The 25,828-nt window shown below is 68.2% G+C and carries 21 protein-coding genes; 4 read left to right on the top strand and 17 right to left on the bottom strand.

Going from position 1 to position 25,828, the window contains the following annotated elements; all coding sequences use genetic code 11:
• Window positions 1–64: 64 nt before the first annotated feature.
• The 10 genes from PO78_RS13045 to PO78_RS13000 form a co-directional block, all read right to left on the bottom strand.
• A complete protein-coding gene (locus PO78_RS13045; RefSeq protein ID WP_043744264.1) occupies window positions 65–1,528 on the bottom strand; it encodes a glutamate synthase subunit beta in 1,464 nt (487 codons plus the stop codon).
• Window positions 1,529–6,211, bottom strand: a complete 4,683-nt coding sequence (locus PO78_RS13040) for a glutamate synthase-related protein (RefSeq protein WP_043744262.1) — start codon at window positions 6,209–6,211, stop codon at window positions 1,529–1,531. It lies immediately after the preceding gene.
• A gap of 413 nt (window positions 6,212–6,624) precedes the next feature.
• The gene (locus tag PO78_RS13035; protein WP_012584668.1) at window positions 6,625–7,749 is read right to left on the bottom strand and encodes a deoxyguanosinetriphosphate triphosphohydrolase; all 1,125 of its coding nucleotides are present in this window, start codon (window positions 7,747–7,749) and stop codon (window positions 6,625–6,627) included.
• 87 nt (window positions 7,750–7,836) lie between these two features.
• Window positions 7,837–8,919 carry a 3-dehydroquinate synthase gene (gene aroB, locus PO78_RS13030; protein ID WP_012584667.1) on the bottom strand — a complete coding sequence of 361 codons (1,083 nt, stop codon included), beginning with the start codon at window positions 8,917–8,919 and terminating at the stop codon, window positions 7,837–7,839.
• Window positions 8,907–9,437: a shikimate kinase gene (locus PO78_RS13025; protein WP_004299493.1), complete on the bottom strand. Its 531-nt coding sequence runs from the start codon at window positions 9,435–9,437 to the stop codon at window positions 8,907–8,909. Before PO78_RS13025 ends, aroB begins: the two co-directional genes overlap by 13 nt.
• 91 nt (window positions 9,438–9,528) lie before the next feature.
• Window positions 9,529–11,664: a type IV pilus secretin family protein gene (pilQ, locus tag PO78_RS13020; protein WP_197068774.1), complete on the bottom strand. Its 2,136-nt coding sequence runs from the start codon at window positions 11,662–11,664 to the stop codon at window positions 9,529–9,531.
• Entirely contained in the window at window positions 11,661–12,185 is a 525-nt protein-coding gene (locus PO78_RS13015) for a pilus assembly protein PilP (RefSeq protein WP_004299495.1), read from the bottom strand. The genes pilQ and PO78_RS13015 overlap by 4 nt, the downstream gene beginning before the upstream one ends.
• Window positions 12,182–12,856 carry a type 4a pilus biogenesis protein PilO gene (locus PO78_RS13010; RefSeq protein ID WP_004299496.1) on the bottom strand — a complete coding sequence of 225 codons (675 nt, stop codon included), beginning with the start codon at window positions 12,854–12,856 and terminating at the stop codon, window positions 12,182–12,184. The genes PO78_RS13015 and PO78_RS13010 overlap by 4 nt, the downstream gene beginning before the upstream one ends.
• The gene (locus PO78_RS13005) at window positions 12,853–13,458 is read right to left on the bottom strand and encodes a PilN domain-containing protein (RefSeq protein WP_004299497.1); all 606 of its coding nucleotides are present in this window, start codon (window positions 13,456–13,458) and stop codon (window positions 12,853–12,855) included. Before PO78_RS13005 ends, PO78_RS13010 begins: the two co-directional genes overlap by 4 nt.
• Window positions 13,455–14,531 (bottom strand): pilus assembly protein PilM, encoded by a 1,077-nt coding sequence (locus PO78_RS13000; RefSeq protein WP_004299498.1) that lies wholly within the window; start codon window positions 14,529–14,531, stop codon window positions 13,455–13,457. Before PO78_RS13000 ends, PO78_RS13005 begins: the two co-directional genes overlap by 4 nt.
• Before the next feature lie 187 nt (window positions 14,532–14,718).
• Here PO78_RS13000 and PO78_RS12995 point away from each other — a divergent pair, with 187 nt between their 5' ends.
• Window positions 14,719–17,142: a penicillin-binding protein 1A gene (locus PO78_RS12995; protein WP_043744258.1), complete on the top strand. Its 2,424-nt coding sequence runs from the start codon at window positions 14,719–14,721 to the stop codon at window positions 17,140–17,142.
• 134 nt (window positions 17,143–17,276) lie between these two features.
• Here PO78_RS12995 and cyaY read toward each other — a convergent pair whose 3' ends face one another.
• Complete coding sequence (gene cyaY, locus PO78_RS12990; RefSeq protein ID WP_004299500.1) at window positions 17,277–17,603, bottom strand: iron donor protein CyaY; 327 nt, start codon at window positions 17,601–17,603, stop codon at window positions 17,277–17,279.
• A gap of 87 nt (window positions 17,604–17,690) precedes the next feature.
• Here cyaY and lptM point away from each other — a divergent pair, with 87 nt between their 5' ends.
• Entirely contained in the window at window positions 17,691–17,858 is a 168-nt protein-coding gene (gene lptM / locus PO78_RS12985; protein WP_231570712.1) for an LPS translocon maturation chaperone LptM, read from the top strand.
• Window positions 17,855–19,126 (top strand): diaminopimelate decarboxylase, encoded by a 1,272-nt coding sequence (gene lysA / locus PO78_RS12980; protein ID WP_004299502.1) that lies wholly within the window; start codon window positions 17,855–17,857, stop codon window positions 19,124–19,126. Before lptM ends, lysA begins: the two co-directional genes overlap by 4 nt.
• A gap of 94 nt (window positions 19,127–19,220) precedes the next feature.
• On the opposite strand, the gene PO78_RS12975 is transcribed toward lysA, so the two are convergent.
• Window positions 19,221–19,571 (bottom strand): hypothetical protein, encoded by a 351-nt coding sequence (locus PO78_RS12975; RefSeq protein ID WP_004299503.1) that lies wholly within the window; start codon window positions 19,569–19,571, stop codon window positions 19,221–19,223.
• 143 nt (window positions 19,572–19,714) lie between these two features.
• Between PO78_RS12975 and dacB the strand changes: the two genes are divergently transcribed.
• Window positions 19,715–21,148, top strand: a complete 1,434-nt coding sequence (dacB, locus tag PO78_RS12970; RefSeq protein WP_043744251.1) for a D-alanyl-D-alanine carboxypeptidase/D-alanyl-D-alanine endopeptidase — start codon at window positions 19,715–19,717, stop codon at window positions 21,146–21,148.
• A gap of 173 nt (window positions 21,149–21,321) precedes the next feature.
• On the opposite strand, the gene PO78_RS12965 is transcribed toward dacB, so the two are convergent.
• From PO78_RS12965 to PO78_RS12945, 5 genes are all read right to left on the bottom strand, one after another.
• Window positions 21,322–21,735 carry a DUF4870 family protein gene (locus tag PO78_RS12965; protein ID WP_004299505.1) on the bottom strand — a complete coding sequence of 138 codons (414 nt, stop codon included), beginning with the start codon at window positions 21,733–21,735 and terminating at the stop codon, window positions 21,322–21,324.
• 111 nt (window positions 21,736–21,846) lie between these two features.
• Window positions 21,847–23,337, bottom strand: coding sequence for a 4-hydroxy-3-polyprenylbenzoate decarboxylase (ubiD, locus tag PO78_RS12960; protein WP_043744248.1), 1,491 nt, complete (start codon window positions 23,335–23,337; stop codon window positions 21,847–21,849).
• 87 nt (window positions 23,338–23,424) lie between these two features.
• Entirely contained in the window at window positions 23,425–24,249 is an 825-nt protein-coding gene (gene pyrF, locus PO78_RS12955; protein WP_004299508.1) for an orotidine-5'-phosphate decarboxylase, read from the bottom strand.
• 47 nt (window positions 24,250–24,296) lie between these two features.
• Window positions 24,297–25,175 carry a 4-hydroxybenzoate octaprenyltransferase gene (gene ubiA, locus PO78_RS12950; protein WP_012584657.1) on the bottom strand — a complete coding sequence of 293 codons (879 nt, stop codon included), beginning with the start codon at window positions 25,173–25,175 and terminating at the stop codon, window positions 24,297–24,299.
• Complete coding sequence (locus PO78_RS12945; RefSeq protein ID WP_197068773.1) at window positions 25,172–25,765, bottom strand: chorismate--pyruvate lyase family protein; 594 nt, start codon at window positions 25,763–25,765, stop codon at window positions 25,172–25,174. The genes ubiA and PO78_RS12945 overlap by 4 nt, the downstream gene beginning before the upstream one ends.
• Between the last annotated feature and the right edge of the window lie 63 nt (window positions 25,766–25,828).

The following is a 25,828-nucleotide window of genomic DNA, read 5'->3' as shown; positions in this document are numbered from 1 at the left end:
CTGCCCTCACGCCTTGCGGGCCGGTCGGCCCGCAATCGTCAACTCCCCCCCGTGGGCGATTCGCCTATCGGGGCAACAAGCTCTCACCCATCAGGAACTCATCGACCGCGCGGGCGCACTGGCGGCCCTCACGAATCGCCCACACGACCAGCGACTGCCCGCGGCGCATGTCGCCGGCGGCGAAGACCTTGGGCACGTTGGTGGTGTAGCAGCCGGCGCCGTCGGTAGTGGCCTTGGCATTGCCGCGTGCGTCCTTGTCCACGCCGAAGGCCTCGAGCACGCCGCCCACCGGCTGGGTGAAGCCCATCGCGAACAGCACTAGGTCGGCCTTGATCTCGAACTCCGAGCCTGGCACCTCGGACATCTTGCCGTCCTTGAACTCCAGGCGACAGGCCTTGAGCGCCTTGACCTTGCCGTTCTTGCCGATGAACTCCTTGGTGGCGACGGCGAAGTCGCGCTCGCAGCCCTCCTCGTGCGAGGACGAGGTGCGCAGCTTGGTCGGCCAGTAGGGCCAGGTCAGCGCCTTGTTCTCCTGCTCGGGCGGCATGGGCATGAGCTCGAACTGGGTCACGCTCGCCGCGCCATGGCGGTTGGAGGTGCCGACGCAGTCCGAGCCGGTGTCGCCACCGCCGATCACCACCACGTGCTTGCCCTTGGCCGAGATCGGGTTGGGCTTGTCGCCGGCGACCTGCTTGTTCTGCGGGATGAGGAACTCGAGCGCGTAATGCACGCCGCCGAGTTCGCGGCCGGGCACCGGCAGGTCGCGCGGGATCTCGGAGCCGCCGGCGAGCACCACGGCGTCGAAGTCCTGCTGCAGCTGCTCGGCGCTGATCACCTGCTTCGCATCATTGACGATGCCGGCGGGCACGTTGGCGGCGCCGACCAGCACGCCGGTGCGGAACGCCACGCCCTCGGCCTGCAGCTGCTCGACGCGGCGGTCGATCAGCGACTTCTCCATCTTGAAGTCGGGGATACCGTAGCGCAGCAGGCCGCCGATGCGGTCGTTCTTCTCGAACACGGTGACGTCGTGGCCGGCGCGCGCGAGCTGCTGCGCGGCGGCCAGCCCCGCGGGGCCGGAGCCGACCACGGCGACCTTCCTGCCGGTCCTGGTTTCGGCGGGCTGCGGCACCACCCAGCCCTCTTCCCAGGCCTTGTCGATGATCGCGTGCTCGATCGACTTGATGCCCACCGCGTCGGTGTTGATGTTCAGCGTGCAGGCCGCCTCGCAGGGCGCGGGGCAGATGCGGCCGGTGAACTCGGGGAAGTTGTTGGTCGAGTGCAGCACCTCGATCGCCTCGCGCCAGTGGCCGCGATACACGAGGTCGTTCCAGTCCGGGATGATGTTATTGACCGGGCAGCCGTTGTTGCAGAACGGGATGCCGCAGTCCATGCAGCGCGCGCCCTGCACCGACGCCTGCTCGTCGGTGAGGCGGACCACGAACTCCTTGTAGGTCTTCAGGCGCTTGTCGACCGGCTCGTAGGCCTCGGACAGACGCTGATATTCCATGAATCCGGTGGGCTTGCCCATTTATGCGGCCTCCTTCTCAGCTTCGCGCTGCTGCGCCATCTCGGTCAGCGCACGGCGGTACTCATGCGGGAACACCTTGACGAACTTCTGCCGCCAGACGCCCCAGTTGTTCAGGATCTCGCGCGCGCGTACGCTGCTGGCGAAGCGGACGTGGCGCTCGATCAGGCCCTTGAGGATGAGCTCGTCGCCCATCGTCAGGTGGTCGATGTCGACACGGCCGTGGGACTCGAGTTCGTCGCCCGACTCCGAGCCCTTGCGCGCGGCGATCTCGTCGGGCAGCGGCTCGAGCGCGACCTGCGCCATGTTGCAGCGCTGCTCGAACGTACCGTCTTCGTCGAGCACGTAGGCCACGCCGCCCGACATGCCGGCGGCGAAGTTGCGCCCGGTCTGGCCGAGCACCACCACGGTGCCGCCGGTCATGTACTCGCAGCCGTGGTCGCCCACGCCCTCCACCACCGCGGTGGCGCCGGAGTTGCGCACCGCGAAGCGCTCGCCGGCGACACCGGCGAAATAGACTTCGCCCTCGGTCGCGCCGTAGAGCACGGTGTTGCCGACGATGATGTTCTGCGGCGTGTCGCCGCGGAACTCGGCCTTCGGACGCACGATGATGCGACCGCCCGAGAGACCCTTGCCGACGTAGTCGTTGCCCTCGCCCACCAGCTCGAGCGTGACGCCACGCGCCACGAAGGCACCGAAGCTCTGGCCGGCGGTACCGTTGAGGCGGATGTGGATGGTGTCGTTGGGCAGGCCGGCGTGGCCGTAGCGCTTGGCCACCTCGCCCGAGAGCATCGCGCCCACGGTGCGGTTGATGTTGCGCACCGGCAGGTCGATGTTGACCTTCTCGCCCTTCTCCAGCGCCGGCTTGGCGAGGGCGACGAGCTGGCGGTCGAGCGCCTTGTCGAGGCCGTGGTCCTGCGTCTCGCTGTGCAGGCGCGGCACCTCGGCAGGCACGTTGGGCAGGTAGAAGATGCGCGAGTAGTCCAGGCCTTGCGCCTTCCAGTGCGCGATGCCCTTCTTCATGTCGAGCAGATCGGCGCGGCCGATGAGCTCGTCGAAACTGCGTACGCCGAGCTGCGCCATGAGCTCGCGCACTTCCTCGGCGACGAAGAAGAAGTAGTTGACCACGTACTCGGGCTGGCCGGAGAAGCGCGCGCGCAGCACCGGGTCCTGGGTGGCGACGCCGACCGGGCAGGTGTTGAGGTGGCACTTGCGCATCATGATGCAGCCCTCGACGACCAGCGGCGCGGTGGCGAAGCCGAACTCGTCGGCGCCGAGCAGCGCGCCGATGACGACGTCGCGACCGGTCTTGATCTGGCCGTCGACCTGCAGGCGCACGCGCCCGCGCAGACGGTTCAGCACCAGGGTCTGCTGGGTCTCGGCCAGGCCCAGCTCCCACGGCGAGCCGGCGTGCTTAATCGAGCTCCACGGCGAGGCGCCGGTGCCGCCGTCATGGCCGGCGACCACGATGTGGTCGGCCTTGGCCTTGGCGACGCCCGCGGCCACCGTGCCGATGCCGATCTCGGACACCAGCTTGACCGAGATGCTGGCCACCGGGTTGGTGTTCTTGAGGTCGTGGATGAGCTGCGCGAGGTCTTCGATGGAGTAGATGTCGTGGTGCGGCGGCGGCGAGATGAGGCCGACACCCGGCACCGAATGGCGCAGGAAGCCGATGTACTCCGAGACCTTGTGGCCGGGCAGCTGGCCGCCCTCGCCGGGCTTGGCGCCCTGGGCCATCTTGATCTGGATCTGGTCGGCGTTGACCAGGTACTCGGTGGTGACGCCGAAGCGGCCCGAGGCCACCTGCTTGATCGCAGAGCGCAGCGAGTCGCCGGCGTTGAGGTCGAGGTCGCGCGCGATGCGCTTCTCGCCGATCACCTGCGACAGCTTGATCGCCTCGGTCAGCGGCTTGAAGCGCATCGGGTCTTCGCCGCCCTCGCCGGTGTTCGACTTGCCGCCGATACGGTTCATCGCCACCGCCAGGGTGGTGTGCGCCTCGGTGGAAATCGAGCCAAGCGACATCGCGCCGGTGGCGAAGCGCTTGACGATCTCCTTGGCGGGTTCGACCTCGTCGAGCGGCACCGGGGTAGTCGCGGCCTTGAGCTCGAACAGGCCGCGCAGCGTCATGTGGCGGCGGCTCTGGTCGTTGATGATCTTGGCGTATTCCTTGTAGGTGTCGGCCTTGCCCGAGCGTGTGGCGTGCTGCAGCTTGGCGATCGCGTCCGGCGTCCACATGTGCTCCTCGCCGCGGATGCGGAAGGCGTACTCGCCACCAGCATCGAGCATGTCGTGCAGCACCGGGTCGGTACCGAAAGCGGCCTTGTGCAGGCGGATGGACTCCTCCATCACCTCGAACACGCCGATGCCCTCGACCTGGCTGGTGGTGCCGGTGAAGTACTTGTCGAGCAGCGCCTGCTTGAGGCCGACGGCCTCGAAGATCTGTGCGCCGGTGTAGGACATGTAGGTCGAGATGCCCATCTTGGACATGACCTTCATCAGGCCCTTGCCGATCGCCTTGACGAAGTGCTTGACGTACTGGGCCGCGGCCTCGCCATCGTCGGCCAGGTGGGCCAGGGTCTCGAGCGCGAGGTAGGGGTGCACCGCCTCGGCGCCGTAGCCGGCGAGCACCGCGAAGTGATGCACCTCACGCGCCGAGCCGGTCTCGACCACGAGGCCGGTGCGGGTGCGCAGGCCTTTTTCCACCAGGTGCTGGTGGATCGCGGACAGCGCCAGCAGCGCGGGGATGGCGACGCGATCGGCGGCGAGCTTGCGGTCGGAGACGATGAGGATGTTGGTGCCCGCCAACACCGCGTTCTCGGCGTCGGCGCACAGCGAGGCAAGGCGCGCCTCGACGCCCTCGTTGCCCCACTCGGCCGGGTAGCAGATGTCGAGCTCGGCCGAGCGGAACTTGTTCTGCGTGTAGCGCGCGATGTTGCGGATCTTGGCCATGCCCTCGAAGTCGAGCACCGGCTGGCTCACCTCGAGGCGGAACGGCGGGTTGATCTCGTTGATCTCGAGCAGGTTGGGACGCGGGCCGATGAAGGACACCAGCGACATCACCATCTGCTCGCGAATCGGGTCGATCGGCGGGTTGGTGACCTGCGCGAACAACTGGCGGAAGTAGTTGAACAGCGGCTTGTTCTTCGAGGACAGCACCGCCAGCGGCGAGTCGTTGCCCATCGAGCCGGTGCCCTCCTCGCCCGCCTTGCCCATCGGCTCGAGGATGAACTTGATGTCCTCCTGGGTGTAGCCGAAGGCCTGCTGGCGGTCGAGCAGAGGCGCGACGCGCTCGTCGGCGGCGGCGGTGTCGATCACGGCCGGGGCCTCGAGGGTGTCGAGCTTGATGTTGATGCGGCGCAGCCAGTCGGCGTAGGGGCGCGCGTGGGCGAGCGACTCCTTGATCTCCTGGTCGCCGATGATGCGGCCCTGCTCCATGTCGATCAGGAACATCTTGCCCGGCTGCAGGCGCCACTTCTTGACGATCTTGCTGTCGGGGATGGGCAGCACGCCGGACTCGGAGGCCATCACCACGAGGTCGTCGTCGGTGATCAGGTAGCGCGCCGGGCGCAGGCCGTTGCGGTCGAGGGTGGCGCCGATCTGGCGGCCGTCGGTGAAGGCCACCGCCGCGGGGCCGTCCCAGGGCTCCATCATCGCCGCGTGGTACTCGTAGAAAGCGCGGCGCTTCTCGTCCATCTGCGTGTGCGATTCCCAGGCCTCGGGGATCATCATCATCATCGCGTGGGCGAGCGAGTAGCCGCTCATCACCAGCAGCTCGAGCGCATTGTCGAACGAGGCCGAGTCGGACTGGCCGGGGTAGATCAGCGGCCAGATCTTCTGCAGGTCGTCGCCGAGCAGCGGCGAATGCACGCCCTTCTCGCGCGCGCGCATCCAGTTGTAGTTGCCGCGCAGGGTGTTGATCTCGCCGTTGTGCGCGATGTAGCGGAACGGGTGGGCGAGGTTCCACTTCGGGAAGGTGTTGGTCGAGAAGCGCTGATGCACCAGCGACAGCGCCGACACGGCGCGCTTGTCGAGCAGGTCGGGGTAGTACTCGCCGACCTGGTCGGCGAGCAGCAGGCCCTTGTAGTTCACGGTGCGCGCCGAGCACGACACCATGTAGAACTCCTTGGCGTGCTTGAGCTTGAGCGCGCCGATGGCGTTGGCCGAGCGGCGACGCACGACGTAGAGCTTGCGCTCGAGCGCCTCGGTGACCATGACGTCGGGGCCGCGGCCGATGAAGATCTGGCGGATCACCGGCTCCATGGCCTTGACCGTGGGCGACATCGGCATGTCGCGGTTGACCGGCACGTCGCGCCAGCCGAGCACGACCTGGCCTTCGGCCACGACCGCACGCTCGATCTCCTGCTCGCAGGCGAGGCGCGAGGCGGCTTCCTTGGGCATGAACACCATGCCGACGCCGTACTCGCCGGGCAGCGGCAGGGTGACGCCCTGCGCGACCATCTCCTCGCGGTAGAGCTGGTCGGGGATCTGGATCAGGATGCCCGCGCCGTCGCCCTGCAGCGGGTCGGCGCCCACCGCGCCGCGGTGGTCGAGGTTTTTCAGGATCTCGAGGCCCTGCAGAATGATGTCATGACGTTTCTCGCCCTTGATGTGGGCGATGAAACCCACGCCACAGGCATCGTGTTCATTGGCGGGGTCGTACAGACCCTGCTTTTGGGGCAGATCCATCTTCGATTCCTCAAACGACACTCAAGATCACGCGCTCGGAGCCGGAAAAATCGGCCGCAAGGCCATCACCGACAAACCGAACGCGCACAAAAAAGCCGGGCGCGCGCGCACCGGCTTTGTAGTCTGCACCAATCTGGTGCAGAAACAGCGACTAGACGGGGTCGAAGGCTAGCCTTTTCAGGCCTCATGCACCATTTTGGACACTACCGTCCTGTTCGCTGCGGTCGAAAAAACTATACCCCCCAAAGCTCGCCGGATTCAACAGTTTTTTTGCACTGCGGCACGCGGCGAAAACCCCAACCACGACGCTTTCCGCAGCAGCGCCAAACGGCGCGAATGCGACCGTGACGACGGCGAAACGCTTCGACCGCAGGAAGGCGGCCTTCCCCGCCTCACACCTCACGCCTCACGCCTTAATGGATCTCCCCCACCGCGAACAGCCGCCGGTGCTCCTTCATCGCATAGCGGTCGGTCATGCCGGCGATGTAGTCGGCGATGGCGCGCGGCTTGTCCTCGCGCGCCATCGCCTGATACTGCGGCGGCAGGATGTGGGGGTCGTCCATGAACGCCGTGAACAGGTCGCCGACGATGCGGCGCGCCTTGTTGGTCATGCGCAGCACCTGGTAGTGGCGATAGAGCTTGTCGCGCAGGAAGACCTTGAGCTCGCGCAGGCGCGGCAGCAGCGTGTCGGAATACGCCACCAGGCGCGGCGCGGCATGGACGTCGGCGAGCGTCCGGACGCCTTCGGCGGCGATGTTGGCGCGGGTCTGCTCGATGAGGTCGATCACCATCAGGTGGATCATGCGTCGCACCGTCTCGTTGATCAGCTTGCGCCCCGACAGCCCCGGCCAGCGCGCCTCGGCCTCGCGCCGCTGCACCGCGAAGATCGGCACCTCGTCGAGCTGCTCGAGCGTGATCAGCCCTGAGCGCAGGCCGTCGTCCACATCGTGGTTGTTGTAGGCGATCTCGTCGGCGAGATTGGCGAGCTGGGCCTCGAGTGAGGGCTGGGTGCTGTCGAGGAAGCGCTGGCCGAGCTCGCCGAGGCGCTCGGCGTTGGCGCGCGAGCAGTGCTTGAGGATGCCCTCGCGGGTCTCGAACATCAGGTTGAGCCCGTCGAAGCCGGCGTAGCGGTCTTCGAGCAGGTCCACCGTGCGCAGCGACTGCAGGTTGTGCTCGAAGCCGCCGAAGTCCTTCATGCAGGCGTTGAGCGCATCCTGCCCGGCGTGGCCGAAGGGGGTGTGGCCGAGGTCGTGGGCGAGCGCGATCGCCTCGGCGAGGTCCTCGTTGAGACCGAGCTCGCGCGCGAGGCCGCGGGTGAGCTGGGCGACCTCGAGGCTGTGGGTGAGGCGGGTGCGGAAGAGGTCGCCCTCGTGGTTCACGAACACCTGGGTCTTGTATTCCAGGCGGCGGAAGGCGGTGGAATGCACGATGCGGTCGCGGTCGCGCTGGAACTGGCCGCGCGCGACCGGGGCGGGCTCGTCGTGGACGCGGCCGCGCGAGGCGGCCTCGGTGACGGCATAGGGGGCGAGTTGCTGCATGCGGGCTCCTCAAATGACGCGGCATGACGAAAACAGCCAGGCGTTTGTGCGGCACCACGCGCGGGCGAGCCTGCGCCCGCCGCCGGCTCAGCGGCAGCGCGCCTCGATCGCCGCGGCGATCTCGGAGGCCGGCGCCTCGCCGTGCATCACCGCGCGCCCCATCTCGCGCAGCAGTACCAGGCGCAGCTTGCCGGCCTCGACCTTCTTGTCGTGCGACATCAGCTCGACGTAGCGCTCGACACCGAGCCGCGGCCCCCACACCGGCAGGCGAGCGCGCTCGAACAGCGCCTCGATGCGCGCCACCGCGGCGGCGTCGATCCAGCCCAGGCGGCACGACAGCTCGGCGGCCATCATCGTGCCGGCGGCAACGGCCTCGCCGTGCAGCCACTCGCCGTAGCCGAGGCCGGTCTCGATGGCATGACCGAAGGTGTGGCCGAGGTTGAGCAGCGCGCGCTCGCCCTGCTCGGTCTCGTCGGCCGCCACCACCTCGGCCTTGTTGCGGCAGGAGCGCTCGATCGCCCACGCCAGCGCGTCGGTGTCGCGCGCCACCAGGCGGTCGAGGTTGACCTCCAGCCAGGCGAGGAACTCGGGGTCGCGGATCAGCCCGTACTTGATGACCTCGGCCAGGCCGGCGGAGAGCTCGCGGTCGGGCAGGGTGTCGAGGGTGTCGATGTCGGCCAGCACCATACTGGGCTGGTAGAAGGCGCCGATCATGTTCTTGCCGAGCGGGTGGTTGATCGCGGTCTTGCCGCCCACCGAGGAGTCGACCTGCGAGAGCAGCGTAGTCGGCACCTGGATGAAGGGCATGCCGCGCTGGTAGCAGGCCGCGGCGAAGCCGCCCATGTCGCCCACCACCCCGCCGCCGAGCGCGACCAGGGTGGTCGAGCGCTCGCAGCGCTCCGCGAGCAGCATGTCGAAGATGCGGTTGAGCGTCTCCCAGTCCTTGTGCGCCTCGCCGTCGGGCAGCACCACCGCTGCGGTGCGCACCCCCGCCCCTTCCAGCCCGGCGCGCAGACGCTCGAGGTAGAGCGGCCCCACCACCGCGTTGGTGACGATCGCGACGCGCCGCGTCTTGAGGTGGGGGAGGATCAGGTCGGTGCGTCCGAGCAGGCCGCGGCCGATGTGAATGGGATAGGCGCGCTCGCCGAGCGCCACGTTCAGGGTCTGCATGTGTCGGCCTTGTAGCGGGCGAGCGCCTCCTCGATCTGGCGCACCATGTTGCAGGGGTTGCCGCGCCCGCCTGCGAGGATGATGTGGGCGGTCTCGCGATAGAGGGGGTCGCGCGCGCGGTGAAGCTCCTCGATGCGCTGGCGCGGATTTTCGACCTGCAGCAGCGGGCGGTTGCGGTCGTGGCGGGTGCGCTCGAACAGCACCTGCGTCGGCACGTCGAGGTAGATGACGATGCCGCGCTCGCGCATCAGCTCGCGGTTGAGCGGGGTGACGACGACCCCGCCGCCCGTGGCGAGCACGAGGTCGGGCTCGCGGGTGAGCTCGTCGATCATCTGCGTCTCGCGGCGGCGGAAGCCCGCCTCGCCCTCGAGCTCGAAGATGGTCGGAATGCTGACGCCGGTGCGCGCCACGATCGCCTGGTCGCAATCGGCGAAGCGCATCCTGCGCCTGCGCGCCAGTTCCTTGCCGACCGTGGTCTTGCCGGCGCCCATCATGCCGATCAGTATCAGACAGCTCACGCGTGACTCGCCGGAAATCCAGATGAAAAAGGGCGGGCATCCATGCCGGACGCCCGCCCCGAGGATTGTATCAGCAGAAGGAGCGTTAGCCTCAGCGCAACGTAAGACTTTCGGAGACAAGTCGAGGCGTTATGAAAACCAACAACTCCTTCTTCTCGGCAATCGTCGATCGAGTTCGGAACAGGCCGCCAAGGACCGGCAGTTCGCCTAGCACGGGCACTCGGTCCTCTCCATTCAGCTCTTGCTCTTCGTACACACCACCGATGACAAGCGTTCCCCCATTTTCAACTGTAACTTCAGTCTGGACGCTCTTCGTGTCAATCGACGGGCGACCGAGAACAACGTTCGTAAAATCCGGCCGATCCTTGTTTACCAATACCGATAACTGGATTCGGCCATCTGGAGTGATGCTGGGCCTAACTTTAAGCGAGAGAACGGCATCCTTATACTCCACCGTTGGCTCTCCACCGACTTGCGTCGATGGAATCGGGATTGGGATTTGCGTGCCCTGCTTGATCAACGCTTCGACTTGGTTAGCGGTTAAAACCCTCGGGCTCGAAACAACCCGACCACGCCCGTCAGACTCAAGAGCCTGCAATTCCAGATTAAGGAAACGCGTAACGCTGCTGTTAAAGATGCTTAGCGCAAAAGATCCGTAGGGATTTTGAATATCAGCGCCACTTGTAGCTGTCTCTGGTCTAAAGGAGCCGGAAGATCCTGCGGAGCCTCCCAAGGTAGAGGACCCAAATCCGATCTGGGCACCACCGTCGTTTATCTTCCAAGGCTTGGACTTTCCTAAACCGAGCCTCACCCCAAGATCCCGGGAAAATGTCTTGTTTGCCTCCACGATGCGTGCCTCTATAAGGACCTGTCGCGGAGCGACATCGACATCACTGATGAGGTTGCGTACAGACTGCAATCGAGACGACACATCTGTGACAAAGATACGATTAGTGCGCTCGTCGAATGCAACCTTTCCCCTCTTTGAAAGAAAACCGCGATCACCTTTTCCACCACTCGACAGCAAATCGCCAATCTCTCTCGCTTTGTGGTAGTTTAATCGGATGCTCTCTGTGCTCAGCGGCTCCAAGGACTCGATGTCCGCCAGCGCCTCGTTCTGAGCCTTTTCACGCAATGCAAGTTCATCCCTCGGCGCCACCCAAATCACATTGCCGTTCTTTCGCATATCCAAATCTCTGGCCCGCAAGATAATGTCAAAGGCCTGATCCCAGGGCACGTCCTTCAGGCGCAGGGTCAAATTTCCCTGTACCGAGTCGGAGGTGATGATGTTGAAGTCGGTGAAGTCGGCGATGACCTGCAGCACCGAGCGCACGTCCACGTTCTGGAAGTTGAGCGAGAGCTTCTCGCCCTTGTAGTCGCTGCGCCCGCCGCCGAGCTTGGCGGGGTCCTCGGCGACGCGACGCACCTCGAGCACGAAGCGGTTGTCGCTCTGGTAGGCGTTGTGCTCCCACAGGCCGTTGGGCGTCACGGTCAGGCGCACGCGGTCGCCCACCTGCTGCGCGGTCATCGAGGTGACCGGGGTGGCGAAGTCGGTGACGTCGGAGCGGCGGCGCAGGTGCTCGGGCAGCGCGGCCTGCAGGAAGTCGATGACGAGGTTGCCGCCCTGCTGGCGGATGTCGATGCCGGTGTCCGGGTTGGACAGGTCGACCACCACGCGCCCCTCGCCGCCCGTACCGCGGCGGAAGTTGATGTCGCGCACCGCCAGCCCGCCCGCGGCCGCCGCATTCGAACGCGGCGCGGCGAAGTTGGCCGCAGCTTCGCTCACCACCGTGCCCTGCACCGCGCGCGCAGCGGCCGGCGAGAGCGCGATGATGAGGTCGCGACCCTGCACGCGCGCCTCATAGGGGCTCATGCGGGTGAGGTTGAGCACGAGCCGGGTGCGGTCGCCGGCCTGGACGATGTTGGCGCTGCGCAGGTCGCCCTGGTCGATGGTCTGCACGTTGCGCCCGAGGGCGTTCGCGGTACCCGGAAAATCGAAGGCGATGCGCGCCGGGTTGGCCACGCTGAAGCTCGGCGGCGGGCTGGCGAGCGGCTCGCGCAGGGTCAGGCGCACGTAGATCGCGCCGCCCTGTTCGGCGACCTCCAGCGCCTCGATCCGGTTGTCGAAGCTCTGCGTCTGCGACGCGTCCTGGGCCAGCACGGCAGGCGCGGGCGCCAGGCCTGCGAAAGCGGCTGCGGTCAGCAGCACTCCGATGCGGTGTCTCATTTTCCTGCCTCCTGGCGCTCCTGCAATGTCAGCGTGCTGGTCCGTTCAACCCAGTCGCCATAGACATCCTCGACCAGTTCGCGCAGCTTGATCTCGTTCTCGGTGACCAGAGTGATCACGCCGAAATTCTGTCCCATGTAGTTCCCGGCCTTCACCTGATGGAGCACGGTCCCCGCCTTGACCAGCGCATGGGTGTTGTTTCCCTGCATCAGCACGCCCACCATCTGCAGCGATTCGAGCGGGAAGGCCTCGAGCGGCTCGCGGCGGCGATCGAGGTCGGGGCGCAGCGCGCTCGCCGAGGCCCGCCGCTCGGGCTCCATGCGCGCACTGCGGAAGGGATCGTCTCCCTGCGTTCCCGCATAGGCGACGACCGCGACCTGGCGCAATTCGGGCAGGGGCCGCACCGCGCCGCGCATGGTCTTGGCCTGCTCGCCCATCCAGGCCTCGAGGTCGTCCTGGCCACCCCCGGCACAGCCGGCGAGCAGTACACAGGCGCCGATCAACACGGCCCTGTTCATCATTTGTTCCCCTGCTTCGCGGCCTGCGCCGCCTTGCGTTGCTGCGCGAGCTCTTCCTCGTCGAGGTAGCGGTAGGTGACCGCCTTGGCCTGCAGCTTGAGGCGTCCATCCTTGTCGGCCTCGATGCCGACGTCGCCCAGGGTCACCACTCGCGGCATGCTGGCGAGGTCGGCGACGAACTCCCCGAGATCGTGATAGACGCCGGTCACGCGCACGTCGATCGGCATCTCGGCGTAGAACTCCTTGATCACGTCCGCGCCCGGCTTGAAGAGCTCGAACTGCAGGCCACGCCCGAGGCCGGCCTGGTTGATGTCCGAAAGCAGCGAGTCCATCTCGGCGCGGTTGGGCAACTGCTTGAGCAGGGCGCCGAACTGGCGATCGATCTCGGCGAGCTGGCGGCGGTGCTCCTCGAGATTGACTGCCTGGCGCTTCTTCGTCACCCAGCTCTCGCGCAGCTGCACCTCCTCGGTCTGGCGCGCCTCCAGGGTCTCGACCTGGCCCTGCCAGTCGAACCACCAGAACCCGGCGACCGTAAGCAACAGCAGACAGACCGCGACCACCACGCGCGGCGCGGCGGGCCACATGCCGGGATCCTGCGGATCAAGGCCGCGGAAATCCTCCGCCAGGCGGCGAAAGTCGATGCCGTCGCGCAGCGCGCCCAGATCGAAGCTCATTTTTGCGTCCCCTTCGCGGCCGCCTTCGCGGCGCCGGCGGCCCCCTCGGGCTCCGCCTGCACCGGCGGGCGGATGGCGATGTCGAGGGAGAACTCGCTCAAGCGGCGGTTATCCTGGGTGACGGCCTTGGCCTCGATCAACCGGGGCTGCTCTAGGAAGGCGGAGGCCTCGACGTTGCGCATGAAGTGCGACACCCGCGCGTTCGACTGCGCCAGCCCGACGACCCTCACCTGCCTGCCGGTCTGCTTGACCGATTTCAGATATACGCCGTCGGGCAGGCGCTGGGCGAGCTCGTTGAACAGATGCACGGTTTCGGCCCGGGTCCCCTGCAGCGACTCGATCACCTGCTTGCGCGCCAGCATCGCATCGATCTGTTCGCGCAGGCGGCGGATCTCCGCGATTTCGCGGTCGAGCCGGACGATCTCCTCCTTGAGGAAGGCGTTGCGCGCCTCCTGGTCCTCGATGTGTGCGGTGTAAACCATGTGCACGCCGAAGCCGATCAGCGCCCCCAGCAGCACCATGCTGCCGGCGAGCGCGTAGAACTGCCGCCTGCGCTGCCTGCGCTTGGCAATCCGGTGCGGCAGCAGATTGATGCGGATCATGCGTCGAACCTCCGCAGCGCCAGCCCGCACGCGACCATCAGCGCCGGCGCGTCGGCGAGCAGCGCCTTCGGGCGGACCTTGCCGCTCAAGGTCATGCTCGCGAAGGGATTGGCGATGAGCGTATCGACCTGCGTACGCGCCGCGACGACGTCGCCGAGTCCCGGCAGCACCGCGCAGCCGCCCGCAAGCACGACGTGGTCGACCTGGTTGAACGGCGTGGAGGTGAAGAAGAACTGCAAGGCGCGCGAGACCTCGAGCGCGAGGCTGTCCATGAAAGGACGCATCAGGTCGCGCGGGTAGCTGTCGGGCAGCGAGCCGGCGCGCTTGGCGGATTCCGCTTCCTCGAAGCTCATGCCGTACTGGCGTGCGATGTCCTGGGTCAACTGGCTGCCGCCGAAGGCCTGCTCGCGCGAATAGATGGAGTGGCCGTTGCGGAACATCGTCACGTTCATGACCGAGGCGCCGATGTCGACCAGCGCGATCACCTGGTCGGCTCCGCCGCGCGGCAACTGCCGGCACACCAACTCCAGGGCGGACTCGGTGGCCAGCGACTCCACATCGACGATCACCGCCTTGAGCCCGGCCGCCTGCGCCACCGCGACGCGATCCTCCACCTTGTCCTTGCGCGAGGCGGCGATCAGGACCTCGACATCCCCGGGGCTGCCGGGTGCGGGGCCGATCCTCTGGAAGTCGAGATTGACCTCCTCGAGCGCGAAAGGGATGTACTGATTGGCCTCGGCCTCGACCGCGAACTCCATCTCGGTCTCGCGCAGGCCTTCGGGGAGAATGATCTTCTTGGTGATGACCGAGGACGACGGCAACGCGAGCGCCACGTTGCGCACGCCGGAGCCGAAGCGGCGCAGCGCGCGCCGCACGGATTCGCTCACCGCGTCGAGGTTGGCGATGTTGCCATCGACCACCGCATCGCGCGGCAGGGTCTCGACCGCATAGCGCTCCACTTTGTAAGCGTCCTTTTCCCCGGCCGATAGCTCGACGAGCTTCACGGATGAAGACGAGATGTCGAGCCCGACGAGCTGGCGCGCCGAAGGGCTGAAAAAGGGGAGGTCGATCACAAAGAAAACCCTTGTATTTCTTTATGTTACGCGCTATTGCTCAGCAACGCTCTAGCATGCTAGCAACAAGCCATTGGGGTGTAAAGCGAACCCCGTCACGGTCGAGACCGGCTCATCCACGGACACACGAGCCACGCGGGCGCATCCCGTATAATGCCGCTCCGCTCGAAACCATCCTGGATTGCCCATGCGCTGGGTCCTGTATCCGATCGCAGCGCTGCTCGCGCTGGCCATTCTCGGCATCGCCACGCTCGCGGCGATGGCGTTCTTCGCCTGGCCCAACCTGCCCGCGCTCGACACGCTCACCGACTACCGGCCGCGTGTTCCGCTCCGAGTATATACGGCCGATGGCCACCTCATCGGCGAGTTCGGCGAGGAGCGCCGTGACGTAGTTCGCATCGCGGAGGTTCCCTCCCACCTCAAGCACGCCATCCTCGCCGCCGAGGACGAGCGCTTCTACGAACACCGCGGCATCGACCCGCTCGGCCTCGCCCGCGCCGCACTCGCCAACCTGTCGTCCGGGGGCCGCGGCCAGGGGGCCTCGACGATCACCATGCAGGTCGCGCGCAATTTCTTCCTCTCCCGGGAGAAGACCTACAACCGCAAGCTCTACGAGATCCTGCTCTCGCTCAAGATCGAGCAAAACCTCGGCAAGGACCAGATCCTCGAGCTCTACATCAACCAGATCTTCCTCGGCCAGCGCGCCTACGGCTTCGCCGCCGCCGCACGCGCCTACTACGGGAAGACACTCGAACAGCTCACCCTGCCAGAAGCGGCGATGCTCGCCGGCCTTCCCAAGGCCCCCTCGGCCTTCAACCCGATCGTGAACCCCACGCGCGCCGCAGTGCGGCAGCAATACGTCCTGCGCCGCATGCTCGAAGCCGGCTTCATCGACGACGCCCAGTATCAGCATGCGCTCGCCTTCGCCACTCCGAAGCAAAGCCAGCGCGACATCGCCGCGGCCCGCCGCGTCCAGGACATCGTCGTCCCCGGAGACTACGTCGCCGAGATGGCGCGCCAGATCGCGGTGGAACAGTTCGGCGAGCAGGCCTACGAGCTCGGCATCCGCATCATCACCACGGTCACCCGCAAGGACCAGGAAGCGGCCTACGCCGCGCTGCGCCGCGGCGTGCTCGACTACGACCGCCGCCACGGCTATCGCGGCCCCGAGGCCTTCGTCGAGCTGCCCTCCGGGCAGGTGCCCGACGAGCAACTCGACGAGGCACTCGGCGAGACCAACGACCACGACGACCTGCTTGCCGCACTGGTGCTCAGGGCCAGCCCGAAGGAGGTGCTCGCCTACCGCCGCGGCCAGGAGATCCGCATCACCGGCAAGGGCCTGTCCTTCGTCGCGCCGATGCTCTCGGACAAGGCCCCGCAAGCCCGACGCGTGCGCCGCGGGGCGATCGTGCGCGTGCGCAATACCGGCAAGGATGGTTGGGAGCTCGCACAGCTGCCGGAAGTGCAGGCCGCGCTGGTGGCGATCGACTCGCACAGCGGCGCGGTGCGCGCGCTGATCGGCGGCTTCGACTTCCACCGCAACAAGTTCAACCATGTGACCCAGGCGGTGCGCCAACCCGGATCGAGCTTCAAGCCCTTCATCTTCTCGGCCGCGCTCGACCGCCAGTTCGGTCCGGGAAGCGTGCTCGAGGACAACCCGCTCTACTACCCGGCGGGGGTCACGGGCAGCAAGGCCTGGGAGCCGAAGAACTACGACGGGCGCTATGCGGGGCCGATGACCCTGCGCGACGGCCTGGCGCGCTCGAAAAACATGATCTCGATCCGGCTGCTGGAGAAGATCACCCCCGACTACGCACGCGACTACCTCGCCCGCTTCGGCTTCGACCCTGCGCAGAATCCCCCCTACCTGACCATGGCGCTCGGCGCCGGCGCCGCCACCCCCTGGCAGATGGCGGCGGGCTACGCGGTGTTCGCGAACGGCGGCTACCGGGTCGATCCCTTCGTGGTCAAGGAAATGTACGACGGCAGCGGCCGCCTGATCGCGCGTACCGACCCGCCGGTGGCGGGCCAGAGCGCGCCGCGCGTGATCGATGCGCGCAACGCCTGGCTGATGGACTCGATGATGCGCGACGTGGTCCAGCGCGGCACCGCGACACGCGCGCGCAGCCTCAAGCGCGAGGACATCGCCGGGAAGACCGGAACCACCAACGACTACGTCGACGCCTGGTTCTGCGGCTACAACCCGGACCTCGTCGCGGTGAGCTGGGTCGGCCACAGCCAGCCGCGCAACCTCGGCAAGGGCGAGACCGGCGGCGCGGCCGCGCTGCCGATCTGGATCAACTACATGGCCTCCGCGCTCGAAGGCGCGCCGCAGGTCGAACTGCCGCGCCCCGAGGGCCTGATGCAGGTGCAGAACGGTCTGGGCACCAGCCAGGACTGGCAGTATGCCGAATACGCTCCGCCCGCGCCGCCGCCGGTTCCGGACTGGCTGCGCGACATGTTCGCCAACGACAGTGCACCGGCGATGGAGGCCGAAAGCGAGGCGATCCCGCCCGGCCCGGCACCGCTGATCCTGCCGCCGCCCAGCCCGGCGCGCGCGCAGGCGCCCGCCCCGGTCGAGGAACGCCGGCCGATGCCGATCCGGCCTTGAGCAGGCGGGCGCTCGCGGGATGGCGATTCGCGTCGATCCTGCAAGGGGCGGAACCCGCGATGACGACTCCGCGGCCGCCGTGCAGGAACGACGCAAGTCGCCATCGGGCGCCCCGGAAGGAGCGCCCCTTCCGCTCAGTTCGGCCGCAGCAGCCTCACCGCTTCGCCGGACTGCTCGCCCACCAGCGCGGCGAGCATCGCCCACAGCTCGCGACCATCGCGGGTGTTGACCCAGCCCCCGTCCAGCGGACGGAAGTGGAAGCCGCCCGACTTCGCCGCCACCCAGATCTCGCGCGCCGCGGTGTGGCGGTTGATGATCATCTTGCTGCCGTTGTCGAACTCGATCTCGAGGATCCCACCCGGCTTGGGCTCGACGTCGAGCTCGGCCCCGCAATCCTCCAGGGCCGTCTCGATGCGCGCCAGCTCGGCCTCGGCGAGTGCATTGAACACAGACTCTTCCATGCTGATTCCTTCTGTTAGCATTCCGGTTTTTTGCGAAGAACGGCGATGCGAGTCCCTCAGCGAGTCCCGTTGCGAGTCCCCCTACGCGTGCAATTCCCCGCGATCGCGATCGCCTGCGCGCTGCTGACGGCCTGCGGCATCAAGGGCCCGCTCTATCTGCCGGCGCCCGGCACCGCCTCGGCGCCCCCGGCGGGCGCCGATCATAGCAAACCCGTCGTGCCGAAGGATCTGATCAAGGAATCGCCGCTCGAATGAACGCCCCCGCCTCCCGCTGGCCCGCCCCCACCCTGTCCGCGCGCGACGGCGCGCTCTGGCTGGAGGAGCTGCCGCTCGCCGAGATCGCCGCGCGCTTCGGCACCCCTACCTATGTGTACTCGCGCGCCGCGCTCGAGGCCGCCTTCGCGGCCTGGAAGGACGCGCTCGCCGGGCGCCGAGCGCTGGTGTGCTACGCGGTCAAGGCCAACTCCAACCTCGGCATCCTGTCGGTGTTCGCGCGCCTGGGCGCAGGCTTCGACATCGTCTCGGGCGGCGAGCTCGCGCGCGTGCTGGCCGCCGGCGGGCGTGCCGACAAGGTGGTGTTCTCGGGCGTCGGCAAGACCCGCGCCGAGATGCGCCAGGCGCTGCAGGCGGGCATCCGCTGCTTCAACGTCGAGTCGGCCGCGGAACTCGAGCACCTCGACGCGGTGGCGGGCGAGCTCGGCGTGCGCGCGCCGGTGTCGCTGCGCGTGAATCCGGACGTCGACCCCAAGACCCACCCCTACATCTCCACCGGCCTCAAGGGCAACAAGTTCGGCGTCGCCTTCGCGGACGCCCCGGCGCTCTACCGCCGCGCCGCGGCGCTGCCCAACCTGCGCATCACCGGCGTCGCCTGCCACATCGGCTCGCAGCTGCTCGACCGCGCGCCCATCGCCGAGGCCGCACAGAAGCTGCGCGGCCTGGTCGAAGGCCTCGCCGCCGACGGCATCGTGCTGGAACACATCGACCTCGGCGGCGGCCTGGGCATCCGCTATCGCGACGAGACCCCACCACCGGTCGCGGAATACCTCGCCCCGCTGCTGGAGGTCTTTGCGGATCGCGAGGAAGAGCTCTGCTTCGAGCCCGGCCGCTCCCTGGTCGGCAACGCCGGTCTGCTGCTGACCCGCATCGAATACCTCAAGCCGGGCGAAACGAAGAACTTCGCGATCGTCGATGCGGCCATGAACGACCTCGCCCGCCCCGCGCTCTACGACGCCTGGCACGAGGTGGTCGAGGTCACGCCGCGCGCCCTCGCCCCCACCACCTACGACGTGGTCGGGCCGATCTGCGAGAGCGGCGATTTCCTCGCCCGTGCGCGCAGCCTCGCGGTGGCCGAGGGCGACCTGCTCGCGATCCTGTCGGCAGGCGCCTACGGCATGACCATGGCTTCAAACTACAACACCCGCCCACGCGCTGCCGAGATCCTGGTCGACGGCGCCAGCGCGCACGTGGTGCGCGAGCGTGAGACGGTGGAAGAGCTGTTCGCGCGCGAGCGCACGCCGGGGTAAGACGGCGGGAGCCCGGTGGCGAGGGCAACGGCCGCAGATCCCGCGATCGGCCCGCGATCGGACCGACGCACCTGCTCGGCGTATGGGGCCCGCCTCAGGCGCTCGCCACCGGCGGGCGCGCCCCGGCGTCGTATTCCTCGTTGAGCGCGCGCCCGAAGGCCTTCCAGGCCGGTCCGCCGTGCGTTTCGAAGCCGATCTCGGCGCTCTGGCGCATGTTCTGCAGCATCAGCTCGGAGAGCGCGAAGAGCTCGCCGGTGAGCTTGTCCTGGCGCACCGGGCTGCGCAGCAGCTTCATCATGCAGGCGGGCGTGCAAGTCAGCGCACGGTGTGCCAGCTCGCGCATCCTCGACGCGTCGTCCCAGTCGATGCCGATCGCGATGCCGCGCTTGACGATTTCACGCTCCAGTTCATCCGCGGTGCGCGTGTAGTGTCCGAATCCGCTCATCTTTCCCGTGTATGCCTGCCGCGTGACTGCAGATGCGCGGCGGGTGTGCCGCTCCGAATGGAAACCGCCGCGCAGCTGCGCCGGCGAAGGGCGCATTCTAGCGCCTCGCCCGCCTGCACTCGATCAGGATCCCTGTGCTGCCCATGAAGAATCCTTCCCTTTGCGCGCTATTCATCGCCGGCCTGCTGCTGGCCCCGATCACCCACGCCGGCGTCGCCGGCCTGCCGCCCGGGGTGCGCCTTGCACTCGACAGCGCGCGCATCCCGGCAGAGGCGGTGAGCCTCTGGACCCGCCCTGTGGACCACGCCACGCCCACGCTCGCAATCAACGCCACCGCACCGATGAATCCGGCATCGGTGATGAAGCTCGTCACCGCCTTCAGCGCGCTCGAACGCCTCGGCCCCGCCCACACCTGGACGACCCGCATCGCCCGCGACGGCCCGATCCGTGCCGGGGTGCTGGAAGGCAACCTCTACCTCGTCGGCGGCGCCGATCCGGTACTGGGCTACGACCGCCTGTGGAAGGTGCTGCGCCGCTTGCGCGCGCTCGGCATCGAGCGCGTGGCGGGCGACATCGTGCTCGATGCCTCGGTGCTGCGCCTGCCGCCGCACGACCCCGACGCCTTCGATGGCCGCGGCGTGCGCCCCTACAACAGCGGTCCGTACGGCCTGTTGCTGCAGTACAACACCCTGCTGCTCGGCCTGACCCCGGGCAAGGCGGCCAACGCGCCGGTCGCCCTGGCCGCCGAGCCGCCGCTCGCCGGCCTCGTCATCGACAACCGCGTCCTCACCTCGGACGCCCCTTGCGGCAGCTGGTACCAGGACCTGCAGGCCGTGGTCGAACCCGGTCGCCGCCTGGTACTGAGCGGCAGCCTGCCCGCCGCCTGCGGCCCGCGCACCTGGAGCGCCGCGCCGCTGCCGCCAGCCGAATTCGGCAGCGCACTGGTCGCCGCGTTGTGGAGCGAGGTCGGCGGACACCTGGGCGGGACGGTGCGCGAAGGCCGCCTGCCGACCGGGGCGGAAGAACTGTTCTCCGATGACTCGGATCCACTCGCGGACGTGGTGCGCGACATGAACAAGTGGTCGAGCAATGTGATCGCGCGCCAGCTGCTTGCCACGCTGGGCCGGGTGAGCCTGCGCGAGGACGCGACCGAGGACATGGTGACCGCGGGCGCACGCGCGGCCGCCGCGACGCTGGCCGCCGCCGGCATCGACACCGACGGGCTGGTGATCGAGAACGGCTCGGGGCTGTCGCGGATCGAGCGCATCCGCGCCGACAGCCTGGGAATGCTGCTGCTGGCCGCCTGGCAGCGGCCGTGGATGCCGGAGTTCATCGCCGCCCTGCCGGTGGCGGGCGTCGACGGCACCGCCCGCCGCCGCCTCGGCGACAGCCCCGCACGCGGCCAGGCCCACATCAAGACCGGCACGCTCAATGGCGTGCGCGCGATGGCCGGCTACCTGCTCGACCGCAATGGCCAACGCCACGCGGTGGTGATGATGGTCAACCACCCCGAGGCCGCTGCCAGCGCCGCGGCGCAGGACGCCCTGCTGGAGTGGCTATGGAGCGGCGGGGAATGAGGCCCACGCGCAACGGCGGCGCCGCATTCGCGCCTTCCGGCGCTCCTGCGGGTCAGGAAGCACCGCGGCTCCTGTAGGAGCGGCGCAAGCCGCGAATGCGGCGCTCCGGCAAGCGCTGCGGCAAGCACAGGCGCCCGCTGGCTCGCGCCAGCCACGACTCCTCCATCGCGACGTCACGCCATCGGCATCGTCTGCCGCTGCATCAGGTTCCACCACCCGCGCACCACGCGGTAGAGGATCCACAGCCCGGCGATCAACAGCAGCGCGAGCGCGAAGGGCACGCCGATGATGGTCACCACCATCAGCACCGACACCGCGATCCACAGCACCGCGAACCAGAAGGTGCGGATCTGCCAGCGGAAGTGGCTCTCCAGCCAGGTACCCCGCACCGCATTCTGATTCCAGTAGTTCAGGATCACCGCAGCGATCGAGGGCAGGCTGGCCACGAAGCTGAAGATGATGGTGGCCGAGCCCACCACCGCCGAGAACACCGCGAAGGCATGCAGCGCATACACCAGGTGGGTGACGGTGACCATGTTCTCGGACGGCTGGCCGGCCTCGAGCGGGGCGGGGTAGGGACTGTTCATCGACTTTCCTCGAACGGAAGCCCGCGCCGGGGACATCCGCAGCGCATGACGAGGGCTTCGACCGCGGACCATGCCGGGTGTTCGGCTGCAGTGCAACAACAAAACGTAAGCCTACAGCCCCAGCTCGCCCCACATCGCATCCACCTTCGCCTTCACGGCCGCATCCATCACGATCGGCGTCCCCCACTCGCGGCTGGTCTCGCCCGGCCACTTGTTGGTCGCGTCCAGCCCCATCTTGCTGCCCAGCCCCGCCACCGGACTGGCGAAGTCGAGATAGTCGATCGGCGTGTTGTCGACCAGCGTGGTGTCGCGCGTGGCGTCCATGCGCGTCGTGAGCGCCCAGATCACCTCCTTCCAGTCGCGGATGTTCACATCCTCGTCCACCACGATGATGAACTTGGTGTACATGAACTGGCGCAGGAAGCTCCAGATGCCGAACATCACCCGCTTGGCGTGGCCCGGGTACTGCTTGCGGATGCTGACCACCGCCAGGCGATACGAGCAGCCCTCCGGGGGCAGGTAGAAGTCGACGATCTCGGTGAACTGCTTCCGCAGCAGCGGCACGAAGACCTCGTTCAGGGCGACGCCGAGCATCGCCGGTTCGTCGGGCGGCTTGCCGGTGTAGGTGCTGTGATAGATCGGATCGCGCCGCATGGTGATGCGCTCGATCGTGAACACCGGGAAATCGGAGACCTCGTTGTAGTAGCCGGTGTGGTCGCCATAGGGGCCTTCGGGCGCCATGTCGCCCGGGTGAATCGCGCCCTCGAGCACGATCTCGGCCGACGCCGGCACCTGCAGGTCGCTGCCGAGACATTTCACCAGCTCGGTCTTGGCACCGCGCAGGAGGCCGGCGAACTGGTACTCCGAGAGCGAATCGGGCACCGGCGTCACCGCGCCGAGGATGGTCGCCGGATCGCAGCCCAGCACCACCGCGACCGGGAAAGGCTCGCCCGGATGCGCGCGCTGGTGCTCGAGGAAGTCGATCGCCCCGCCCCGGTGCGCCAGCCAGCGCATGATCACCCGGTTGCGGCCGATCACCTGCTGGCGGTAGATGCCCAGGTTCTGGCGCTTCTTGTGCGGCCCGCGCGTCACCACCAGGCCCCAGGTGATCAGCGGCGCGGCGTCGCCCGGCCAGCAGTGCTGGATCGGCAGCTTCGCCAGGTCGACCTCGTCGCCCGACCACACCACCTGCTGGCAGGGCGCGGAGCGCACCTCCTTGGGCGCCATGTTGAGCACCTGCTTCAGCACCGGCAGCTTGTCCCAGGCGTCCTTCAGCCCCTTGGGCGGCTCGGGCTCCTTGAGATAGGCGAGCAGCTTGCCGACCTCGCGCAGGGGCGTGCTCCAGTCGCCGTCGGCGACCTCCTCCCCCATGCCCATCGCCACCCGCTGCGGCGTGCCGAAGAGGTTGGCGAGCACGGGGATCGCCTGCGCCACGCCCCTGGTCACCGGCCTCTCGAACAGCAGCGCCGGCCCGCCGGCGCGCAGCACGCGGTCGGCGATCTCGGTCATCTCGAGGTGGGTGTCGACGGGGGTCTTGATGCGCCGGAGCTCGCCACGGGCTTCGAGCTGGGCGAGGAAGTCGCGGAGGTCGTCGTATTTCATTCGTGCGTCTCGTGATGGGTGCGAAGCAGCGGCCGGCGTTGACGCACCCGCCGCCGGTAAGTTGCCGCCGCGAGCGATCGGACTCGATCAGCGGTACGCATTGATCGCGTCCCGCGTCTCCTCCGCCACCCTCCGCGCCGCTTCCGCGAAGTCTTCCCCCTTCCCCGCATACAGCACCGCGCGCGAGGAATTGATCATCAGCCCGGTGCCGTTCTCCGTGCGCCCCGCCGCCAGGGTCGCGGCGATGTCGCCGCCCTGGGCGCCGATGCCCGGCACCAGCAGCGGCAGCTCGCCGACGAGCGCACGCACGCGTGCGATCTCGGCCGGGAAGGTGGCGCCGACGACGAGCGCGCAGTTGCCGCTGGCGTTCCAGTCCTCGGCGACGGTGCGCGCGACGTGTTCATACAGCTTCATGCGGCCCTTCGACGTATCGACCTCCAGAAACTGCAGGTCCGAACCGCCCGGGTTGGAGGTGCGGCAGAGCAGGATCACGCCCTTGTCGGGGTAGGCCAGGTAGGGATCGACCGAGTCGCGGCCCATGTAGGGATTGACCGTGATGGCGTCGGCCTTGAAGCGCTCGAAGGCCTCGATGGCGTACTGCTCGGCGGTGCTGCCGATGTCGCCGCGCTTGGCGTCGAGGACGACCGGGGTGCCGGGATGGCGGGCGTGGATGTGCTCGACCAGCGCCTCGAGCTGATCCTCGGCGCGGTGCGCGGCGAAGTAGGCGATCTGCGGCTTGAAGCAGCACACCAGGTCGGCGGTGGCGTCGACGATCTGCGTGCAGAACCGGAGGATGGCGTCGGAGCGCCCCTGCAGGTGGGCGGGGAACCTGGCGGGGTCGGGGTCGAGGCCGACACAGAGCAGGCTGTCGCGCTGCTGCCAGGCGGCGCGGAGGGCGGTCATGAAGTGCATGGGGATCGGTCCGGTGTGAGGCAGAGCGCGCCGCGCGCCGACAGGGCTCAAGCGCGCAGCAGGAGGTCGATGAAGAGGCCGGCGAAGATCGCGCCGCCGACCCAGTTGTTGTGGCGGAAGGCCTTGAAGCAGTCGGCGCGGTCGCGCGCGCGGATCAGGGTGTAGTGGTAGCCGGCGATGGCGCAGGCGACGACCAGGCCTGCGTACCAGGCGAAGCCCAGCCCGGCGAGCGCGCCGACGACGGTGAGCAGCACGAAGGTGGCGGCGTAGCACAGCATGACCGCCAGCACGTCGTGGCGGCCGAAGGTGATCGCCGAAGTCTTGATGCCGATCTTGAGGTCGTCCGGGCGATCGACCATCGCGTATTCGGTGTCGTAGGCGACAGCCCAGAAGATGTTGGCCAGCAGCATCAGCCAGCCGGTCGCCGGCACCGTGCCGGTGACGGCGGCGAAGGCCATCGGGATGCCGAAGCCGAAGGCGATGCCGAGGTAGGCCTGCGGGATCGCGAAGAAGCGCTTGGTGAAGGGATAGCTGCCGGCGAGCAGCAGCGCGGGCACCGAGAGCAGGATGGTGAGGGTGTTGAGCGGCAGCACGAGGACGAAGGCGGCCGCCGACAGCGCGGCGGCGAGCGCGAGCGCCTCGCCGGGGCTGACCACGCCGGTGGCGAGCGGGCGAGTGCGGGTGCGCTCGACGTGGCCGTCGAAGTCGCGGTCGGCGTAGTCGTTGATGACGCAGCCGGCGGAGCGCATCAGGAAGGTGCCGACGATGAAGATCACCAGGATGTGCAGCGGCGGCCAGCCTGCCGCGGCAATCCACAGCGCCCACAGCGTGGGCCACAGCAGCAGCAGGGTGCCGATCGGCTTGTCGATCCGCATCAGGCGGGCATAGTGGGGAAGCTTGTCGCTCAGGCTCATGGCGGGGGTCATTTGCGCAGTTCCAGGATTGCGGGGAGGAAGGCCTCGCTCACCATCAGCGCGCGGCCCCGCAGCAGGAAGACCGAGCGCCGCGCCCACAGCGCGCGCGGCAGTGCCGGCGCGCGGGACTGGCGGGCGAGCGCCGCGGCCGCGCGATGATACCGCGCATCGCGCCCGTCCAGACGCCTGCAGGCGAGCGGCAGGCGCGCGATCGCCGGGTCGGAGAACAGCGCCGCGCCGAGCGGGCGGGCGCCGATGCCGTGGAAGAGGTTCCACGCCCCGCGCAGGTTGCGGCGGGGCAGCAGCGAGCGCGCGAACACCACCGGACGGCCGTCTGCCACCAGCAGCACCTCGCGCAGCCAGGCCAGCTCGCCGACGCGCAGGCCGAGCAGCCACGCCTCGTCGCGCCGCACACGGGCGAGGCGCTGGCACAGCACGCGCACCTCGAAGCGGGTGCAGCGCGCGCGGATGCGCGCGGTGAGCGAGCCGGCATCCTTCAGCCAGGGCAGCAGCGCGGGCGGGAGCAAGACGCGCGGCGGATGGGCGAGCCAGGTCTCGTGGCGCGGGCCGGTGTGCAGGGGGAAGGCGGTCAGGGGGCGCATCGGGTCAGGAGCGGGTTTCGGTTTCTTCGTGCAGGAGCAGGCCGCTTGCAACGCAAGGGCACG

The organism is Thauera sp. SWB20 (genome assembly GCF_000831325.1).
Lineage (GTDB): Bacteria > Pseudomonadota > Gammaproteobacteria > Burkholderiales > Rhodocyclaceae > Thauera > Thauera aminoaromatica.
The sequence above is the reverse complement of the archived record's forward strand: the minus strand, read 5'-3'. Positions and strand labels throughout refer to the sequence as shown.

What these genes read in the sequence shown, in the direction of transcription:
- PO78_RS12975 (WP_004299503.1), bottom strand. Translation starts at nt 19,571, where the DNA reads ATGAGCGGATTCGGACACTACACGCGCACCGCGGATGAACTGGAGCGT.
- PO78_RS13010 (WP_004299496.1), bottom strand. Translation starts at nt 12,856, where the DNA reads ATGAGCTTCGATCTGGGCGCGCTGCGCGACGGCATCGACTTTCGCCGC.
- pilQ (WP_197068774.1), bottom strand. Translation starts at nt 11,664, where the DNA reads ATGAGACACCGCATCGGAGTGCTGCTGACCGCAGCCGCTTTCGCAGGC.
- PO78_RS12945 (WP_197068773.1), bottom strand. Translation starts at nt 25,765, where the DNA reads ATGCGCCCCCTGACCGCCTTCCCCCTGCACACCGGCCCGCGCCACGAG.
- PO78_RS13015 (WP_004299495.1), bottom strand. Translation starts at nt 12,185, where the DNA reads ATGATGAACAGGGCCGTGTTGATCGGCGCCTGTGTACTGCTCGCCGGC.
- pyrF (WP_004299508.1), bottom strand. Translation starts at nt 24,249, where the DNA reads ATGCACTTCATGACCGCCCTCCGCGCCGCCTGGCAGCAGCGCGACAGC.
- dacB (WP_043744251.1), top strand. Translation starts at nt 19,715, where the DNA reads ATGAAGAATCCTTCCCTTTGCGCGCTATTCATCGCCGGCCTGCTGCTG.
- ubiA (WP_012584657.1), bottom strand. Translation starts at nt 25,175, where the DNA reads ATGACCCCCGCCATGAGCCTGAGCGACAAGCTTCCCCACTATGCCCGC.
- aroB (WP_012584667.1), bottom strand. Translation starts at nt 8,919, where the DNA reads ATGCAGACCCTGAACGTGGCGCTCGGCGAGCGCGCCTATCCCATTCAC.
- PO78_RS13005 (WP_004299497.1), bottom strand. Translation starts at nt 13,458, where the DNA reads ATGATCCGCATCAATCTGCTGCCGCACCGGATTGCCAAGCGCAGGCAG.
- lysA (WP_004299502.1), top strand. Translation starts at nt 17,855, where the DNA reads ATGAACGCCCCCGCCTCCCGCTGGCCCGCCCCCACCCTGTCCGCGCGC.
- PO78_RS13035 (WP_012584668.1), bottom strand. Translation starts at nt 7,749, where the DNA reads ATGCAGCAACTCGCCCCCTATGCCGTCACCGAGGCCGCCTCGCGCGGC.
- PO78_RS12965 (WP_004299505.1), bottom strand. Translation starts at nt 21,735, where the DNA reads ATGAACAGTCCCTACCCCGCCCCGCTCGAGGCCGGCCAGCCGTCCGAG.
- ubiD (WP_043744248.1), bottom strand. Translation starts at nt 23,337, where the DNA reads ATGAAATACGACGACCTCCGCGACTTCCTCGCCCAGCTCGAAGCCCGT.
- PO78_RS13040 (WP_043744262.1), bottom strand. Translation starts at nt 6,211, where the DNA reads ATGGATCTGCCCCAAAAGCAGGGTCTGTACGACCCCGCCAATGAACAC.
- PO78_RS13045 (WP_043744264.1), bottom strand. Translation starts at nt 1,528, where the DNA reads ATGGGCAAGCCCACCGGATTCATGGAATATCAGCGTCTGTCCGAGGCC.
- cyaY (WP_004299500.1), bottom strand. Translation starts at nt 17,603, where the DNA reads ATGGAAGAGTCTGTGTTCAATGCACTCGCCGAGGCCGAGCTGGCGCGC.
- PO78_RS12995 (WP_043744258.1), top strand. Translation starts at nt 14,719, where the DNA reads ATGCGCTGGGTCCTGTATCCGATCGCAGCGCTGCTCGCGCTGGCCATT.